Origin of the sequence: Acinetobacter nosocomialis NIPH 2119 (assembly GCF_000368085.1) — a bacterium.
GTDB lineage: Bacteria > Pseudomonadota > Gammaproteobacteria > Pseudomonadales > Moraxellaceae > Acinetobacter > Acinetobacter nosocomialis.
The window spans coordinates 798389-813935 of the sequence record NZ_KB849239.1; the positions used below are offsets into that span (position 1 = coordinate 798389).

17 protein-coding genes are annotated in these 15547 nt (G+C 36.5%); 4 read left to right on the forward strand and 13 right to left on the reverse strand.

The window, feature by feature from the left end; genetic code table 11:
• The first annotated feature begins 47 nt into the window (after positions 1-47).
• Together F984_RS07800 and F984_RS07805 are read left to right on the forward strand one after the other, a co-directional pair.
• Complete coding sequence (locus tag F984_RS07800; RefSeq protein WP_001279706.1) at positions 48-326, forward strand: phage holin family protein; 279 nt, start codon at positions 48-50, stop codon at positions 324-326.
• Positions 323-1093, forward strand: coding sequence for an NlpC/P60 family protein (locus tag F984_RS07805; protein WP_000766538.1), 771 nt, complete (start codon positions 323-325; stop codon positions 1091-1093). The genes F984_RS07800 and F984_RS07805 overlap by 4 nt, the downstream gene beginning before the upstream one ends.
• Positions 1094-1220: 127 nt before the next feature.
• Here the strand turns inward: F984_RS07805 and F984_RS07810 are convergent, their stop codons facing one another.
• The 7 genes from F984_RS07810 to F984_RS07840 all read right to left on the reverse strand — a co-directional run bounded on the left by F984_RS07810 (position 1221) and on the right by F984_RS07840 (position 7180).
• Positions 1221-1862: a hypothetical protein gene (locus tag F984_RS07810; protein ID WP_001232738.1), complete on the reverse strand. Its 642-nt coding sequence runs from the start codon at positions 1860-1862 to the stop codon at positions 1221-1223.
• On the reverse strand, positions 1859-2701 hold the full coding sequence (locus F984_RS07815) for a PAAR domain-containing protein (RefSeq protein ID WP_000235276.1): 843 nt from the start codon (positions 2699-2701) through the stop codon (positions 1859-1861). Before F984_RS07815 ends, F984_RS07810 begins: the two co-directional genes overlap by 4 nt.
• A 189-nt stretch (positions 2702-2890) precedes the next feature.
• On the reverse strand, positions 2891-3589 hold the full coding sequence (locus tag F984_RS07820) for a hypothetical protein (protein WP_001085100.1): 699 nt from the start codon (positions 3587-3589) through the stop codon (positions 2891-2893).
• 153 nt (positions 3590-3742) lie between these two features.
• Positions 3743-5041 carry a Y-family DNA polymerase gene (locus F984_RS07825; protein WP_001216087.1) on the reverse strand — a complete coding sequence of 433 codons (1299 nt, stop codon included), beginning with the start codon at positions 5039-5041 and terminating at the stop codon, positions 3743-3745.
• Positions 5038-5538: a LexA family protein gene (locus F984_RS07830; RefSeq protein WP_000022553.1), complete on the reverse strand. Its 501-nt coding sequence runs from the start codon at positions 5536-5538 to the stop codon at positions 5038-5040. Before F984_RS07830 ends, F984_RS07825 begins: the two co-directional genes overlap by 4 nt.
• 141 nt (positions 5539-5679) lie before the next feature.
• On the reverse strand, positions 5680-6315 hold the full coding sequence (locus F984_RS07835; RefSeq protein ID WP_000332602.1) for an SOS response-associated peptidase family protein: 636 nt from the start codon (positions 6313-6315) through the stop codon (positions 5680-5682).
• 16 nt (positions 6316-6331) lie between these two features.
• Positions 6332-7180, reverse strand: a complete 849-nt coding sequence (locus tag F984_RS07840; RefSeq protein ID WP_000698499.1) for a hypothetical protein — start codon at positions 7178-7180, stop codon at positions 6332-6334.
• A 510-nt stretch (positions 7181-7690) separates the two neighbouring features.
• Here F984_RS07840 and F984_RS07845 point away from each other — a divergent pair.
• Both F984_RS07845 and F984_RS07850 read left to right on the forward strand, forming a co-directional pair.
• On the forward strand, positions 7691-8854 hold the full coding sequence (locus tag F984_RS07845) for an MFS transporter (protein WP_080631536.1): 1164 nt from the start codon (positions 7691-7693) through the stop codon (positions 8852-8854).
• 147 nt (positions 8855-9001) lie between these two features.
• Positions 9002-9505 (forward strand): hypothetical protein, encoded by a 504-nt coding sequence (locus F984_RS07850; RefSeq protein ID WP_002049607.1) that lies wholly within the window; start codon positions 9002-9004, stop codon positions 9503-9505.
• 53 nt (positions 9506-9558) lie between these two features.
• Here the strand turns inward: F984_RS07850 and accC are convergent, their stop codons facing one another.
• The 6 genes from accC to F984_RS07880 form a co-directional block, all read right to left on the reverse strand.
• Positions 9559-10929, reverse strand: coding sequence for an acetyl-CoA carboxylase biotin carboxylase subunit (gene accC, locus F984_RS07855; RefSeq protein WP_002049609.1), 1371 nt, complete (start codon positions 10927-10929; stop codon positions 9559-9561).
• A gap of 16 nt (positions 10930-10945) precedes the next feature.
• The gene (gene accB, locus F984_RS07860; protein ID WP_000354611.1) at positions 10946-11365 is read right to left on the reverse strand and encodes an acetyl-CoA carboxylase biotin carboxyl carrier protein; all 420 of its coding nucleotides are present in this window, start codon (positions 11363-11365) and stop codon (positions 10946-10948) included.
• Positions 11366-11382: 17 nt separating this feature from the next.
• A complete protein-coding gene (gene aroQ, locus F984_RS07865) occupies positions 11383-11838 on the reverse strand; it encodes a type II 3-dehydroquinate dehydratase (RefSeq protein WP_000099412.1) in 456 nt (151 codons plus the stop codon).
• Positions 11839-12073: 235 nt separating this feature from the next.
• On the reverse strand, positions 12074-13402 hold the full coding sequence (locus F984_RS07870; protein WP_025467782.1) for a Y-family DNA polymerase: 1329 nt from the start codon (positions 13400-13402) through the stop codon (positions 12074-12076).
• Positions 13403-13726: 324 nt separating this feature from the next.
• Positions 13727-14746 (reverse strand): ABC transporter substrate-binding protein, encoded by a 1020-nt coding sequence (locus F984_RS07875; protein ID WP_004708348.1) that lies wholly within the window; start codon positions 14744-14746, stop codon positions 13727-13729.
• Entirely contained in the window at positions 14747-15337 is a 591-nt protein-coding gene (locus F984_RS07880) for an ANTAR domain-containing response regulator (protein WP_004708349.1), read from the reverse strand. It abuts the gene before it with no gap.
• Positions 15338-15547 lie beyond the last annotated feature (210 nt).

The following is a 15547-nucleotide window of genomic DNA, read 5'->3' on the forward strand; positions in this document are numbered from 1 at the left end:
AACAACACTTGCAAAAATAACCACAAATGAAACGTGGGGAATAGGTCATGTCTGATCATCAGACACTTGAAATAACAATCACTAGTTTTGCAAATAAAACAACAATTCTTAGTGGTGTAACAAGTGCTTTAGCGTCTTTAGCATCTTTTAATTGGTTGAGCTATTCGGGTGCAATTGTAGCTGTAGCGGGCCTATTCATAAGCTTTATTTTTCAGTTTAGACGTGATCGCCGTGAACGTAGAGAGAGCGAATTGCGTGAAAAAGAAAGCAAGCTACGTATTAAAGCTTTAGAGCAAGATACTGAACGAGAGAGGAAGGATGAATGAAGTTAATTGAAAATAATGCTTGGCAGTATCTATCTGTTAAGTTACCCGCCGTAGGTGCATTCATCATGCTAATTTTATTGCCAGCACTACAATGGGGTGTTGATTATGAAGTTATTCCTGAAAAATATCATGCATTTGTTACTGGTACTTTAATGCTTGTTCTGTCATGGATTGGTAAGAAAATTTCTCAACCACGACTCAACGGCCCGCAATTAACAGGCCAGTTAGTAGGAATCAACACTTTAATGAATATTCCTACAACGACAAAGTTTGACGAATTAGCTTGGATGGCTGAAGCAAAAAAACACATTGGTCTGCAAGAAATACCAGGTAAACAGCACAATCCAACTATTTTGAAATGGTTAAAGGAGCTTAAAGCTTGGTGGGCGGATGATGAAACAGCATGGTGCGGTACTTTCGTTGCTCATTGCTTGAAATCAGCTGGAATTGCTTATCCTAAGCATTGGTACCGTGCATTGGATTATGTGAATTATGGTACCAAATTAGCTAAACCAGCTTACGGTTGTGTAGCTATTAAAACCCGTAAGGGAGGAGGCCATGTTTGTTTTGTTGTAGGACGTGATAAGTCTACTGGAAAACTTGTTTGCCTTGGTGGTAACCAATCCAATAAAGTTTGTTACGCCCTATATAATGACTCAGATTTCCAAGAGTTCCGTTGGTATGGACGTACACCTCAACCAGCAAGTAAGCGTTATTCTTTACCGCAATTAAAGGGCGTAACAGCTACTAGGGTTTCTGAAGCCTAATGAAGTTACTATTACTGAGCTTTCTTTTATGTGGTTGTACGGCACATACAATTAATAGCAATGTAAATGTCACAATTTGCGTTAAAGCGATTTAAAAAAAGCCCTGAATGATCAGGGCTTTTTGAATTCAGTTTTGAACTTCTGCATCATAAATTGTTTTGAATGCGTTCTTCAGTTTTTCATCTTGCGTATCCGCGATGAACTTTTGCATTTTCTCTTTGTATTCCAGATGACCAGCTTTGTACTTAGCAAGTAAGTATGAAAACTCGCCTTGTTTATAGTCAGGATCTGTCTTGTTTTCTGGTTTATCTAGTGCTGTTTTCAGAACAGTTGCTGCTGTATCAAAGCATTGATTAATTGTTTGCTTGTCTTTTTGTTGCATAGTAAAGATTTGGCATTTAGCTAGATACAAAGCAGGATTTTCAGGCTTTCTTGCAATTTGTTTCTCATTTAAAGCCAATGCTTCATCATACATCTGTGCAGCTAAGTACACATTCATTTGAAGCATTTCTCGCTTGCCCTGATCTTCCATTGTGTTGATTTCAGGCAGTAACTCTTGCATTCGTTTTTTTAGAACGTCTGGGCTCTCAAGAGAATACTTCTGCACATACTCATTATGTTTTTCCAAAATCTGCTGATCTCTAGCAGATAGTTTTTTAGGCGCTGGAGTTTCAGTTTTTGCCGCCGACTGATTTGTGCTTTCAGAAGCTTTACTACACCCACCCAGAAGTGCTGTGCCAAGAATAATTAAGGTAAGTGTCTTTCTCATTTCTTCCGTCTTGCTGCTGATGTAATTGTAAATTCATGCACTACATGAGGTGGATTTGTAACAACTGTTCCACCATCAAACTTGGCATCATATTTCATTGTCAATTGAACTGTGATTACTGATAAGTCTGGGGGAGGTAGTTTAATTTCGCAACTACCGACAGGTTGCCTATCATTTTCCGTATTCCAATATCCCTTTTCCACTTTCAATCTCACAACATCACCTATCTGCTTTTTGTCTTTAAACAGACGCAATGCTGCTTGAGGGTAAATTGTTGCATCCCCTTTTAAAGCAGGAGGTAGTAAAGTTGCAGTCACGAATAGATTTTGTTTTTCAAATTTATATGAGACTTCAAATGTACAAGCACCGGACATAGCTTGCATAGCTAAACCGAATAATGTTGCTTTATCTTGATCGTATGGATATAGCCAAGGTTTAAAAGGAACCATTGTGGTTTTAGTATTCTCTATGTAGTAATTCTCGTACTCATCTTTTACAAAGGTGTCTGTTGCTGGTTGTTTTTGAGACATAGGGGCTGGTGATGATTTAGCAGCAGAAGATGCGGCTCCACCGCCGTTGTCTTGAACGACCAAATTTTGTTTTGGTAGAAGTTTACAACCACATGAAAGAGAGTCATTAACACGAGCAGCAGCTTTACCGAAAATTTGCATATTCGGATCGCCAGATACAATTGTTGCGACAATTTTATGTGTTGGGCAGGTTGCTTTATCACCGACACAAGCAACGGCAATGCCATCAATTAGAAACAAACTGTTCCCTGAGATTACTTGACCGCCTCCTGTAGTTGGACAGCCTATAGTTATGTATGGGGTAGCCAAATCTATACCTTCTTATTTTCATGAAGCAGAGCAATGTTAACAAAGAGGGATAGACAGTGCTGTATAGTTTTATTTATCTGGATGCTCAGCTCATACGATCAAGAGTAATGTGAATCTATGTATTTGAGTGAAAGTAATATAAAAAAATCCTCAATTGAGGATTTTTAAAGCTCAGTATTTATAAAAATACTATTTTACTTTTAAATTAATATATTGAGACATTTCAGAATTTACGATATCAAGTATTTCTTTATTAAATAATTTTTTAGAAGTCTTCATATGATTTGTCATTCTATTTAATTCAAAAACTGATTTTGATTGTGATAAGTCTCTTAGCATTCCTCCAATAGATCCTCTGTAATATCGGATTCGAGATAAATCTAGATTAAGATCAGTGTCAAAAGTCTTTTCATAAATCTTTAAATCGATTAGAAATTGTTTATAGAGCTCTTCGCATTCATTGCGAAAAATACTTCTTCTTTCTTCACATTCGTTAGCTATTTTTTCTGCCTGATCGATGAAATTCTGACTAATTTCAGGGAAGCTTTTTGCGATAAATATATGTTTTTGTGTCATTACATACTGATGATAATAATCAAGGTAACTTACAAGTTTATATAAAGATGTTTGTGTATTTTTAGCAAGTTCAGATCTATTTATGCCAGTTTGAGATTCTCTCCAATCATTAAATAAATTAGCTGCAATTATTGCTGCCCCAATAGTAGCTAAAGCTGAAAGTATACTTACTGTTAGAGACCAAGCTTCTTTTAATGGGTTATCAATTTGATTATAGGAATATAGCCAAAGAGTGAAAAAGAAAAATATGATACAAATCGAAGTAATCCAACCAATGGTATCTATTAATAAAACTTTAATTTTTGAATTCATAACTTTGAGTACTTCTGAGATTAGCTTATTTTAGATAATCATAAATATTAATCTAGTCGAATAAATGGAAAATTCTTTTAAGTTTTTGATAGTGAAACGAGCAGAAATTTGCTCAAAAATTTTAAAATCCGACGAAAGTGAGCAAAAAATTGCTCATTTAGTTATGAGTGGTAGTTCATCCCATTTAAATGGATTCCTAGTTAATTTGTCTCGTGACATTGACCAGTTGCGACCTGGTACATAACACGAACTTATACCGAGTTTTTTCTTTCCGAATTTAGTGTGCACGCTATCTAGTGTTTTCATCAACTGTTCTTTCTTTTCTATTGCATCAAAATCTGTGAGCAAGTCATATGTATGGCCAGCCTTGGGTTCTAGCCCAGTTAATATGACACCACATTTTTTATACTTAATATCTTCTTTATAAATGTGAGATACCATTTTTGTAGCGGCTTTTACGAAATCTAACGCACAATCTGTTGGCTGTGAAAATGAGCCGGTTATTGACTTGCTATAGAAAGGTACATTTTCATCAAAAGGACTAGATTGAACAAAAACAATAAGACACCCGCATAATGACTCATCATCTCTCAATCTCTTACAAGCTTCTTGAGCATGCATCGCTATCGCTTCTTGAAGGTCAATGAGTTCTGTAACTTTTGCACCAAAAGAACATGACTTAATAATTTGCTTTTTAGAGGGTGGGGTGTCTTCAATTTCAAGGCAAGAGATGCCTTGCAGCTCATTAATTGTACGAGCCATCACAATAGAAAATCTTCTTTGCATCTCCCTGGGTTCACTACATGCGAGATCAAATACAGTGTTAATTCCCATTGATTGAAGCTTTTTAGCGTGCTTACGGCCAACACCCCAAACCTCAGAAACATCAATCTGCGCGAAGTAATATTCTTTATTGCAAGGGTCCATGTTTACCAAATCGCAAACGCCATTAAACGATTGATTTTTCTTAGCTATATGGTTAGCAATCTTCGATTCTGTTTTGCTTCTACCGATTCCAACGCACACAGGTAATCCAAGCCATTTCCATATTTTTAAGCGCATATCTTGAGCGACCTTTTCTAGGTCAAAATTTTTTTCATAAGCTGAAAAATCAACAAAACACTCATCTATTGAATATTTCTCAACATCTTCGTCAGTTACATACGATGCAAGAATTTTATGAAATCTGCGCGACATTTCAGCGTAAAGTTCATAATTACTAGAGAGAACAATTACATTGTGCTTTTGTACGATTTCTCTGATTTGGAATAATGGCACACCCATTTTTATATTTAAGATTTTTGCTTCATTACTGCGCGCAACGGCGCAGCCGTCATTATTTGATAAAACGATGACCGGCTTATTGTTTAAGCTTGGATTAAAGACTCTTTCACATGAGACATACATGTTATTTACATCTATGAGAAAAAAGACTTTATCTTTGTGCCTCATGATTTTTTTCTTGCATTTTTTAGAATATAGGTAACCACGCCCCAAATTATTAGTTCTTGCCCGTCATGAAGATGAATATCATCATAATCTGGGTTTTCAGCTTTTAACCAACGCTCATTTTCATCAATCATTAAGCGTTTAACAGTAAAATCATTATCTATAAGTGCAACAACAATATCGTTGTGTTTAGCATCAAGACTACGATCAACAATCAACTCATCATCAATATCAATGCCAGCGTTAAGCATCGAAAGTGATGCCACTCTAACAATAAATGTTGCTTCTTCATTTTTAATTAGGTGCTCATTCATGTCGAGAGTTCGATCAACATAATCTTGAGCAGGAGAGGGAAAACCAGCTGAAACTTTTTCTATAGCTAAAGGTATTGAAAAAAAAGTAGTAGGTGAAACTAATTTTATGGATTCAACCTCACTCAATACCTTGCCAGCATTGAGATGTGGTTTAATTTCGATAATGGAATTGGGGATAATGCTCATAGTTACTCCTTGATTTCGTTACATAATCAAGATGATATGCTAGAGCTTGGTTTAAATTCAAATTAAAAAAATTGTGCATAAATAATGACTAGTCATTACTTGTCGCGTTAGTTAGTGCATTTGGTCGGAAATTCAACGGTGCTAATTTGCACTTTTTTTTGGTTTTGGGAAGTAGTCTGCAGTAAATTCACCTAAGGGCATTTCAAAGAAAAATTGATCAGCATCTTCTTTTTTGCAGTTCAACCAGTCTTCTCGATACTCTTCAGGAATTACGATGATAGATCTCTTTTCATCTTCTGGCTTATGAAACTGTGACATAAATGGGTGGTCGTCTGCATTGATAGTCAGCATAGACATTGATCTAACTTGCCGCCCATCAATGACAGTAGAATCGTAAATAGCAGCTACTGTAAAAGGTAAGCCATCCTCTCGAAAAATCCCCCATCTTTCCGCTTTACCATTCACATACCTAGGCTCATAAATTTTTTCTACAGGTATTAACGCGAATTGGCTTTTAGCCCAAGCATGTCGGAAACTCGGCTTTTTATCTACCGTCTCAGTTCTAGCGTTATATGTATACTTTGAGAATTTTAAGTCATGGTTCCAAGGCGGAATCATACCGAACTTTACTTGCCGCCATTCGATATGGCCATCTTTGGAAAATATAAGAGGGCAGTCGTAACCAGGATAAACATCGGCTTTATAGTCGAACGTAGGTTCGAAGAGATCTAGTAGATGTACTCGGTCTTTTGATATTGGTTCGTAATTAGCGCACATAGTATTTACTCACTATTTATGCTCTATTAATTTCACTAATCTTAGCGCTTAATTGCTTATAATAACTATCCATTAAATCGTAATATTCTTTGTATGTTTTACGTACAGATATCATTTCTCCTGATTCCTTATCCATTTCCATATTAATACCAGTATTATCATAATGATAATTAAAATTAGAATATTGGCTTTCAATTTGCCTTTTTTGTGGAGATCCTTCTGGAAAGATTATAGTAAAATTAGAGTCAACCCATCCGTTACCTAAAGGCTGCTCTTTTAATTGATAATAGATAAGAGAGTAGCAATCACTAATAATTTGCTTATTTATATATAGAAAATCATTTGCAATTCCATAATATTCATTAAAAAGTTTCTTTAACTCAGTATCTTCATTGTAATTTAGATACCTTTCCATGTGTAAATAAAAGTCATTAAGACATTCATCTGAAATTTTAAGGGGACGGCGGAATAAAGAGTGAGCAAGATAATATGTATGATCTTGACTACCTACCTCATGAATTTTTATTACTGCTTGACAAATTGGATAAATTTTATTTTTAAATCTAATTAAATTTTCCTCACAAGAGTTCAACAATGTTGAATCAGCTTCAAAGTTTTTTTGGTATCTCCATGAATTTAATAACAGGATTGCTATAATAGGTGCAATCAGTGTAGCGGACCAAACAAACATATTTGAAACAACACTAGGTATCTCTTTTTTATCTGTTTCACAAAACGTTGTAAGTGCTAAGCCAATACATAAAGCGAAGCAGACCAAGACTATATAGAAAATCAAACTAAGTGCAATTGTTTCAGCTAGTTCATTTGACGTAATTTTATTTTTTAAAAAGTTTAATATTTTCATTAAGCTAATTTCACTGTATAAAAATCAATTTGGTAAAAGCTAATATTTAAATCAGTTTGGCCCAACTATCTACATGATCTGCCCACCATTACATCATCTATTTTTAACTTTTAACTATACTCATTACTATATAATTATTCTGCAAGCCTAATGACCAGCCGATCTCTTTATAGAATGGCTCACCATATTTGATTGTGTGCTCTATGTAAAAATAGACCCAGTCTTTCATAACCTTACTTTACTCAATATTCCTGTTAAGAAGCCAAACTCAACCATGGACTGATAATAATTCATTTCTATCCTATTCAAAATGATAGAATTACTTAGGTTTGAAAGTTGGGTGTGTTTTGCTTAAAAAGCATGCAGTCTACAAATTTTTTTAAATTAATTGAAAAATAAATTTGTAGACTGATTTGTAGACTAATGAAATGCAAAATACAGCATTGTGGTACAAGCGGATGCAACTTTAATTATGTTTAACTATTTGAAAATGCAAGATAAAGCAACCGAATGCAACCATTAACAATTACAGCTAGACTGTCAGGATTCTACTTTTTTTACTATTCCATCGTTGGCACATTCATGCCGTATTGGAATTTATATCTTCAAGATCAAGGGTTTAATTATCAGCAGATAGGTATCTTATCATCTATTGCTATTGTAACGCGATTCTTTGCGCCTTTAGTTTGGGGTTGGATCGCAGATAAATCTGGTAAAAGAATGCTTTTGGTGAGGCTCGCAACTTGGATGGAAGCTTGTATATGGTTGGCTATCTTTATAGTTCCCAATACATTTCAATCTGTCGCTTTACTTATGCTTATTTTTAGCTTTTTCCAAAATGCAATTTTGGCTCAGTTTGAAGGGGTAACCTTATTTTGGTTGGGCGACCAAAGGGCAAAACTTTATGGAAAAATTCGAAAATGGGGATCGGTCGGTTTTATTGTAGGGGTGTTTACCATAGGTGCAATTTTAGAAATTATTCCAATCTCTATGTTGCCTATTTTATTACTCATAATAGCATCGCTTGCATTTATTTGGGCTTTTACGATTCGTGAACCAGAAGGGGCTCCTACTTCACAAAAGCATTTAGAACCTTTATTGCCTGTGTTAAAGCGTCCAGAAGTTGCTGCTTTTTTTACTATTGAATTTATTCTTCTTTTTTCACATGCCCCTTTTTATAGTTTTTATAGCAATTTTCTAAAATCTTTAAATTACAGTACCACTGAAATTGGCTTTTTATGGGCAATGGGAGTGATTGCTGAAATTGTGATGTTTGCATATGCCGCTACGTTTTTTAAATATTTTTCGTGGCGTAGTCTTGTTGCCATGTGCTTAGTTTTAACAAGCATACGCTGGTTGTTGGTGGCTCTCTTCTCTCATTATTTTATAGGTCAGTTATTTGCACAGTGCTTACATGCTTTTAGTTTTGGCTTGTTTCATCTTATTGCAATGCGTCTCATTTTTCAGAACTTTTCAATAGGGCAGCAAGGTCGAGGTCAGGCTTTTTATAGCACCATGTGGGGACTTGGGGTTGCCTTTGGAAGTATTCTGGCTGGTCATTATTGGAAAATTCTTACTGGTGAGCATATTTTTATGATTGCTGCATTAGTAGTGCTTCTAGGTTTGTGCTTTGTATTTTGGCTACCTAAACAGATTGAAAAGCCAGCTTCTTAAATCAAATGTTGCTAAAAATTGTTAGGGATGAGTAGTTAAAGATAAAAATTGTTTGATGAGAAGTATCGGTTCGTTACGGTTGAAAAATATTGTTTTTATATGGTTATGAAACAATGTTTTTCTAAAAAAATGTGCTAACTTAAACCCATGCGTTTAATGATTAATAAATCTATGAAAAATATTTATATTATGGGATTATTATTGGCTTGTTCTGGTTTTGCTATGGCTGAGACAGTGACTCAACAGCCAACGGAACAGCCCGTACGCACTGCTAGTAATCCTAACGCTATACGTATTGTTACGCGTCCTGAAATTATGGGATTGTGGGGAATGGAGATTCCAAATAATAAAAAATGTGTAGAGTACTATAATTTCCGTAGTAGTAATGATGTGGTGATTAAAAGCGGTGAAGAATGGTCATATGGTATTTATGAATATCAACCATCTGATGACCCTAAAGAGCAGTTATCAGCTCTAGTGATGCAGATTAAGTTTGATAATAATAAAGTTGATTGTTCTGGTCAGCAGCAAGATCAGACTGGTGATGTTTCCCAGTATTTTGTGCAATGGAAAAATGACCATACCATCAATTTCTGCTCAACTGCTAAAGGCGAGCAATGCTTTGCAACACTACGTCGCATGTTGCCATAAATTTGAATTAATAAAAAAGCCTCTTATGTAAGAGGCTTTTTTTATTATGCATATTATGCAGTTTCAGCTTTCTTTTCTTCTTCCACTTTTTTCAACAAGTGTTTTTCAAGGTAATGGATGTCCATTGCTTGTTCACAGAAGTTTTTATCCTGCAAAATAAGATCTTTATGTAAAGGAATATTGGTTTTAATTCCTGTAAGAATCATTTCGTCTAACGCTTGACGCATACGGGCAAGCGAAGTTTCACGATTTTTACCATGAGAGATCAATTTTGCAATCATTGAATCGTAATAAGGGGGAATGCTATATCCAGGATAGATATGAGAATCTAAACGAATACCTGCACCGCCTGGCGCATAGAAACTTTCAATTTTGCCTGGTGAAGGTAAGAAAGTGGTTGGATCTTCGGCATTGATACGACATTCAATGGCATGACCACGAACTTCAATATCTTCTTGTTGAAGCTCTAAGCCTAAACCAGCTGCAATACGTAATTGTTGTTCAATAATGTCAACACCAGTCACCATTTCAGTTACAGGGTGCTCAACCTGAACACGAGTGTTCATTTCAATAAAGAAGAACTCACCGTCTTCGAACAAGAATTCAAATGTACCAGCACCACGATATTGCATTAACTGACAGGCATTAACACAAGCTTGTAAAATATCAGCGCGTGCTTGTTCTGGTAGATTTGGAGCAGGAGCTTCTTCTAACACCTTTTGGTGACGACGTTGTAATGAGCAGTCGCGATCATATAAATGAATCGCATGGCCGTTACCATCACCTAAAACTTGAACTTCGACATGGCGAGGTTTTTGTAAGAAGCGTTCCATGTACACGGTATCATCGCCGAACCACATTTCTGCATCACGTTGAGCTGCTTGAACTGACTCAAGTAATGTATCTACGCGTTCAACAATACGCATACCACGACCACCACCACCAGCTGCCGCTTTAACAATAAGCGGGAAACCGATTTCTTTCGCTTCAGCTAAAGCATTGTGGATAGTTACTGCATGGTCACAACCAGGTACTGTCGGTACACCAGCTTTTTTCATTGCAACAATTGCAGAAACCTTGTTACCCATTAAACGAATATGTTCTGGGCGAGGGCCAATGAATGTGAAACCTGAGCTTTCTACAATTTCAGCAAACTCGGCATTTTCTGAAAGAAAGCCATAGCCTGGGTGAATTGCATCAGCACCAGTAATTTCTGCAGCAGTAATAATTGCCGGGATATTTAAATAGCTGTCACTACTTGCACCCGGACCAATACATACTGCTTCATCAACGAAACGTAAATGCATCAAATCTTTATCAGCATCTGAATAGATACCGACAGTTTTGATTCCTAATGTTTTGCAAGCCCGGGTAATTCGTAAAGCGATTTCACCACGGTTTGCAATTAAAACTTTTTGCAACATAGTTGTCCCCGAGGTATTACGCGCGATAACGGAATAAAGGTTGACCGAATTGGATCACTTCACCATTTTTCACTAAAATTTCTTCAATCACGCCGCTTTGAGTTGCTTCAATCGGGTTCATGATTTTCATTGCTTCGATAATACCCAAAGTCTCACCAGCAGATACTGTTTGACCTACTTTAACAAATGGTGCTTCGCCTGGGCTTGGAGCAGCATAGAACACACCAACCATAGGAGAAGTTTCAACTGCTCCACGTGGTGTTTTTGCAACAGGTGCTTCAGCAACAGGAGCTGCCGGAAGTGCTACACCAGCTGCAGCAACGACAGGATTGCGACGAGTTAAAGCGATCGATTGATCACCTTCTTTAACTTCAATCGCTTGCAAGTCAGACTCAATCATTAAATCGATGAGTTTCTTAATTTTGCGGATATCCATGGGCGACTATTCCTGAACTAGTTTGGGTTAGATGGTTGAATTTTTTCAATAGCGTAATCGAGAGCAAAGCTGTAACCTTTTGCGCCTAGACCACAAATCACGCCAATTGCTTTGTCTGATAAATAAGAATGATGTCTGAAAGCTTCACGTGCGTGAACATTTGATAGATGTACTTCTATAAAGGGAATAGCAACGCCCAGTAAGGCATCGCGTAAAGCAACTGAAGTATGAGTGAGGGCAGCAGGGTTAATAATAATTAGTTTTACGCCTTCTGTTTGTGCCTGATGAATACGGTCAACAATGGCACCTTCCCAGTTGCTTTGAAAAGTATCTAGTGTAATTGAGGCTTGTTCAGCTTGAGCAATAAGTTGTTGGTTGATATTGTCTAGGGTAAGATGACCATATACTTCTGGTTCGCGTTTTCCCAGCAAATTCAAATTCGGTCCATGAATTACCAAAATGGTCGAACTCATTCAGATTGCTCCAGCTCTAAAGTTGCAAATAATCTTTGCAAGATGTCTGCAAAGTTTGCTTATTATGGCATATGTTTCTACAAGTTTTTTATAATTTCTTTTAATTGTCGCAGAAAGGGTACACCAAATTCGGCTTATATATTGTAAATTTTGCGACGAATTAGCAATGTTAAAAAATGACAAAATTTCAAGTAATTTAACGGAGCTTATTTTAAACCGAATTGACAAAAACAGTTCATGTATTTTGTGTAACGAGGTCGTGAGCATCTTCAATCGTTAACATTTCATTCCAGCGAGTTAGGTAATTTTTTGAGCGATGGCATTGTTTCATTTGCCAAGATGGGTTACGTGAGTGATAGCCGACTTGTAAGTAATGACTACCAAAACGCTTACGGACTGTACCTAAAGTTTCCATCAATTGTTGTCTTTGATGAATAAGTTCTAAAGGCTGCCATAAATCATCAATATGTTGCTGACGTGCATGTAGACCACAAAATAACACGCCAATTTTTATGTAGCTTTTATTTTCTTTATATAAAACATCTATTTGCTGCATTGCGGCTTTTGTTAGTATACATAAATCATCTGTTGCATAGTGAAGACCGATAGCCTGAGAAATGGCTTTTTTATAAGGTGGCTTATCGATTTTTTCATAAAGCATGACCTGAATGCAGGAACAAAGTTGTTCCTGTTTCATTAAACGGCGATGTGCCCGGTTAAGATGAAAAATAAGTGCTTGTTTAATAATCTCAATACTGGATAAAGCTTGAGCAAAACTTCGTGATGCTAAAATCCGTTTAGTCGGAATGGCGGGATCGTCAAGTTGAATACAGGATTGGCCTTTTAGCTCACGAATGGTACGTGCCATGACCACAGAAAACGCTTTTGCCATATGGTGTTCATTGGCAAAAGTTAAGTCTAGGCAGGAGTACACTTCATAACTTTGTAGTTGTTTGACCAATTGATAGCCAATTCCCCACACTTCTTTGACTGATGTGTGCTGCATGAGATCTTCCATAATTAATGGATCTAAGGTGATAAAATTACAAATTCCCCTAAAACTTTTAATTTTCTTAGCATAGTGATTGGCAAGTTTTGCTTGTGTCTTTGAATATCCAATACCAATACAACAAGGTAAGCCTAACCATTTTAGGAGGGTGTTTCTCACCTCACTGCAGTAATCTGATATATCAATAGACTGAAGGTAAGGGGTGAGATGAATAAAGCATTCATCTATAGAGTAAGCTTCTAAGTCATCTGGAGAGAAAAAGTCACCGAGGACAGCAAAAAAGCGACGAGACATCTCGGCATATAAAGTGTAGTTGCTTGAATAAACTTGAACACCAGCTTTTAAAGCATCTTTTTCAATTTGAAACCAAGGTACTCCCATCTTGATACCTAAAAGTTTTGCTTCTTCGCTACGTGAAACAACACAGCCATCGTTGTTAGATAAAACAACTACAGGTTTATCATTGAGTTTAGGGTTGAAAAGTCGCTCACAGCTGACATAGCAATTGTTAATATCAACCAGTGCGTAAACTTCGCGGTGTGAGATTTCTCTCATCATTTCTTTGCCCCCCAATTTATTGATCCAAAATATATATTTTGAATTTGTAACATAATCAAGTTAACAAAATTACAGACTAATATCTAGGGGAGTTCAGGTTGTTCGTCGAAATTATAAAAAGGATGCAAGACTGCTGAATTGTCAGTTATTGATATGGAAATGTCTGAAAATGATAAGTTTTAGTTGGTTATGATCGGAAGTATAAGAACTATATTTAATGGATGAGTTGAGTCCTTTAAATATAGTAATGCGTAAAACGCATTTGTCTTATGGGTCTTTCAAGCTGTCTTTGTTAAAAAGACAGCTTTTTTTTATAATGATTTAAGTATTTCTTAGCTTAGCTTGATTGTAGCAATCGGGCTGAATGCATTGCGCACTCAGTTCTATGATTTGAGCAGGGGCTAATTGAAGTTTTTCCCATTTTTGCATTTGTTCAAATAACCAATAAAAGTCTTCTGGTTGCGGGGCAGCATTTTCTTTAACCAAATACTTAACAATATTTTGAATCATATAGTATTTATCGACATGTACTTCTTCCGAACAATGAAATCGGACAATCCCGAACTCGACCAATAACTTTAAGACAGGTGTAAAATCTTTTAAATTACTCAATTCTTTTTGGGCTTTCATAATTGCCGCCGTAAGTGCAACTAAGGTTTGAGGGTGTTGTTCGGCCCATTCTTGAGTTACTGCGAGAACTTTATCTGCCACATTGGGAATAATGTCCTGACTTGAGCAAACCATTTTACTTAAGCCTAAAAGTTCTCCTTGTGTATTCCACGGCTCTCCCACACAAAAACCATCAATCACATGGTTATCTAAAGCTTCGACCATATACGGTGGCGGAAGTGCCTTGAGTTTGAGCGTTTGAGCTATTTTAGAATCTGCCAACGCAAGCCATTCTCTTAAACAATAATGATGGATTGAATGTTTAAATACATGGGCTAAGGATAGAGCATTATCTTCTTTAATGTAGCTCGTCACTTTTTGGGCGGTAGCTTGTGCATTATCGTTTTCTTGAATAGCCAATTGATGAATTAATTTTTGGCTTAAGCTAATAAAGGCACGATTTTTACTTAAAATAAGAGGGGTCTGCAGTGCAATACCAATTTGGTCTGCACCCACAGTTGCAGCGGGTAGCATGGCAGATAAACAATGTGCAGCATCTAATAAACCAAAAGCTAAACGGTCGCGTAGACTTGCCCATGATGCTTCTTTGACTAGGGTAACATCTAAACCGACTTCTTCGAAGAAACCTTGTTGCTTTGCCCACAGTAAAGCGATGCAATCAAGTAAAGGAATATAGCCGAGTTGCAATTGAGTCTTTTCTAATTTGCTCATTTATTCATCCTTTAGTTGATCATTTAGTAATTTTTGAGCGTCAAGTAAACGCCGTGCCATTTCTCCAATCGTTATACGGTGGCTCATGGCATTTTTTCTGAGTAATTGAAAAGCCGTATCTTCAGGTAAGCCATGCAATTGCATGAGTAGCACTTTAGCCTTTTCAACATCCTTACGATCTGCCAGTTTGGTTTGAGCTTCTTTTAAGTCACCTTCGAGCTTTTTATGTTTTTTATATTGCTCAATTGAAATCTCTAAAATGGTATGTAGGCGGGCAGGGTCTATTCCGTCTACAATATAAGCCGTTACGCCTGCATCTATTGCTTGTTTGATGGTGTCTTTATCTGAATTTTTAGTGAATAGAACAGTTGGTAGGTCATAGCTACTCACACAACTTTCAATAATGTCACGATGAGGATGATCCATGTCGAGCAAGATGACATCGGCTTGTAAATCTTCAAGACGAAAAATATTTAAGTGGTCCAAAGTAAGGCAGGCCACCACTTCAAAGTTATTTTCAAGCAGACTGTTTTTTATATAATCGGCCCGTGCATGATCATCATCGATAAGAGCTATTTTGAGTTTTGGCATAAGTTCAGCAAATCAGGCTAAGAAAATGCGCCAATTCGACGCGTTTTTTGTTATTAAATTTTAAGCAAGATTAGTGCCATCCAAATTTAAACAAAAAATCAGGCATGAGTAGTCCTTTACTATGTTAAAGCATTGTTTTGATCGATATTGGTGCAAAAATACGATTCATTTTGTGGCAAAACTTATTTTTGTTTAAACCATATAGAGGAG

What these genes read in the sequence shown, in the direction of transcription:
- F984_RS07875 (WP_004708348.1), bottom strand. Translation starts at nt 14,746, where the DNA reads ATGAGCAAATTAGAAAAGACTCAATTGCAACTCGGCTATATTCCTTTA.
- F984_RS07840 (WP_000698499.1), bottom strand. Translation starts at nt 7,180, where the DNA reads ATGAAAATATTAAACTTTTTAAAAAATAAAATTACGTCAAATGAACTA.
- accB (WP_000354611.1), bottom strand. Translation starts at nt 11,365, where the DNA reads ATGGATATCCGCAAAATTAAGAAACTCATCGATTTAATGATTGAGTCT.
- F984_RS07835 (WP_000332602.1), bottom strand. Translation starts at nt 6,315, where the DNA reads ATGTGCGCTAATTACGAACCAATATCAAAAGACCGAGTACATCTACTA.
- F984_RS07810 (WP_001232738.1), bottom strand. Translation starts at nt 1,862, where the DNA reads ATGAGAAAGACACTTACCTTAATTATTCTTGGCACAGCACTTCTGGGT.
- F984_RS07805 (WP_000766538.1), top strand. Translation starts at nt 323, where the DNA reads ATGAAGTTAATTGAAAATAATGCTTGGCAGTATCTATCTGTTAAGTTA.
- F984_RS07880 (WP_004708349.1), bottom strand. Translation starts at nt 15,337, where the DNA reads ATGCCAAAACTCAAAATAGCTCTTATCGATGATGATCATGCACGGGCC.
- F984_RS07825 (WP_001216087.1), bottom strand. Translation starts at nt 5,041, where the DNA reads ATGAGGCACAAAGATAAAGTCTTTTTTCTCATAGATGTAAATAACATG.
- F984_RS07830 (WP_000022553.1), bottom strand. Translation starts at nt 5,538, where the DNA reads ATGAGCATTATCCCCAATTCCATTATCGAAATTAAACCACATCTCAAT.
- F984_RS07870 (WP_025467782.1), bottom strand. Translation starts at nt 13,402, where the DNA reads ATGAGAGAAATCTCACACCGCGAAGTTTACGCACTGGTTGATATTAAC.
- accC (WP_002049609.1), bottom strand. Translation starts at nt 10,929, where the DNA reads ATGTTGCAAAAAGTTTTAATTGCAAACCGTGGTGAAATCGCTTTACGA.
- F984_RS07820 (WP_001085100.1), bottom strand. Translation starts at nt 3,589, where the DNA reads ATGAATTCAAAAATTAAAGTTTTATTAATAGATACCATTGGTTGGATT.
- F984_RS07845 (WP_080631536.1), top strand. Translation starts at nt 7,691, where the DNA reads ATGCAACCATTAACAATTACAGCTAGACTGTCAGGATTCTACTTTTTT.
- aroQ (WP_000099412.1), bottom strand. Translation starts at nt 11,838, where the DNA reads ATGAGTTCGACCATTTTGGTAATTCATGGACCGAATTTGAATTTGCTG.
- F984_RS07800 (WP_001279706.1), top strand. Translation starts at nt 48, where the DNA reads ATGTCTGATCATCAGACACTTGAAATAACAATCACTAGTTTTGCAAAT.
- F984_RS07850 (WP_002049607.1), top strand. Translation starts at nt 9,002, where the DNA reads ATGCGTTTAATGATTAATAAATCTATGAAAAATATTTATATTATGGGA.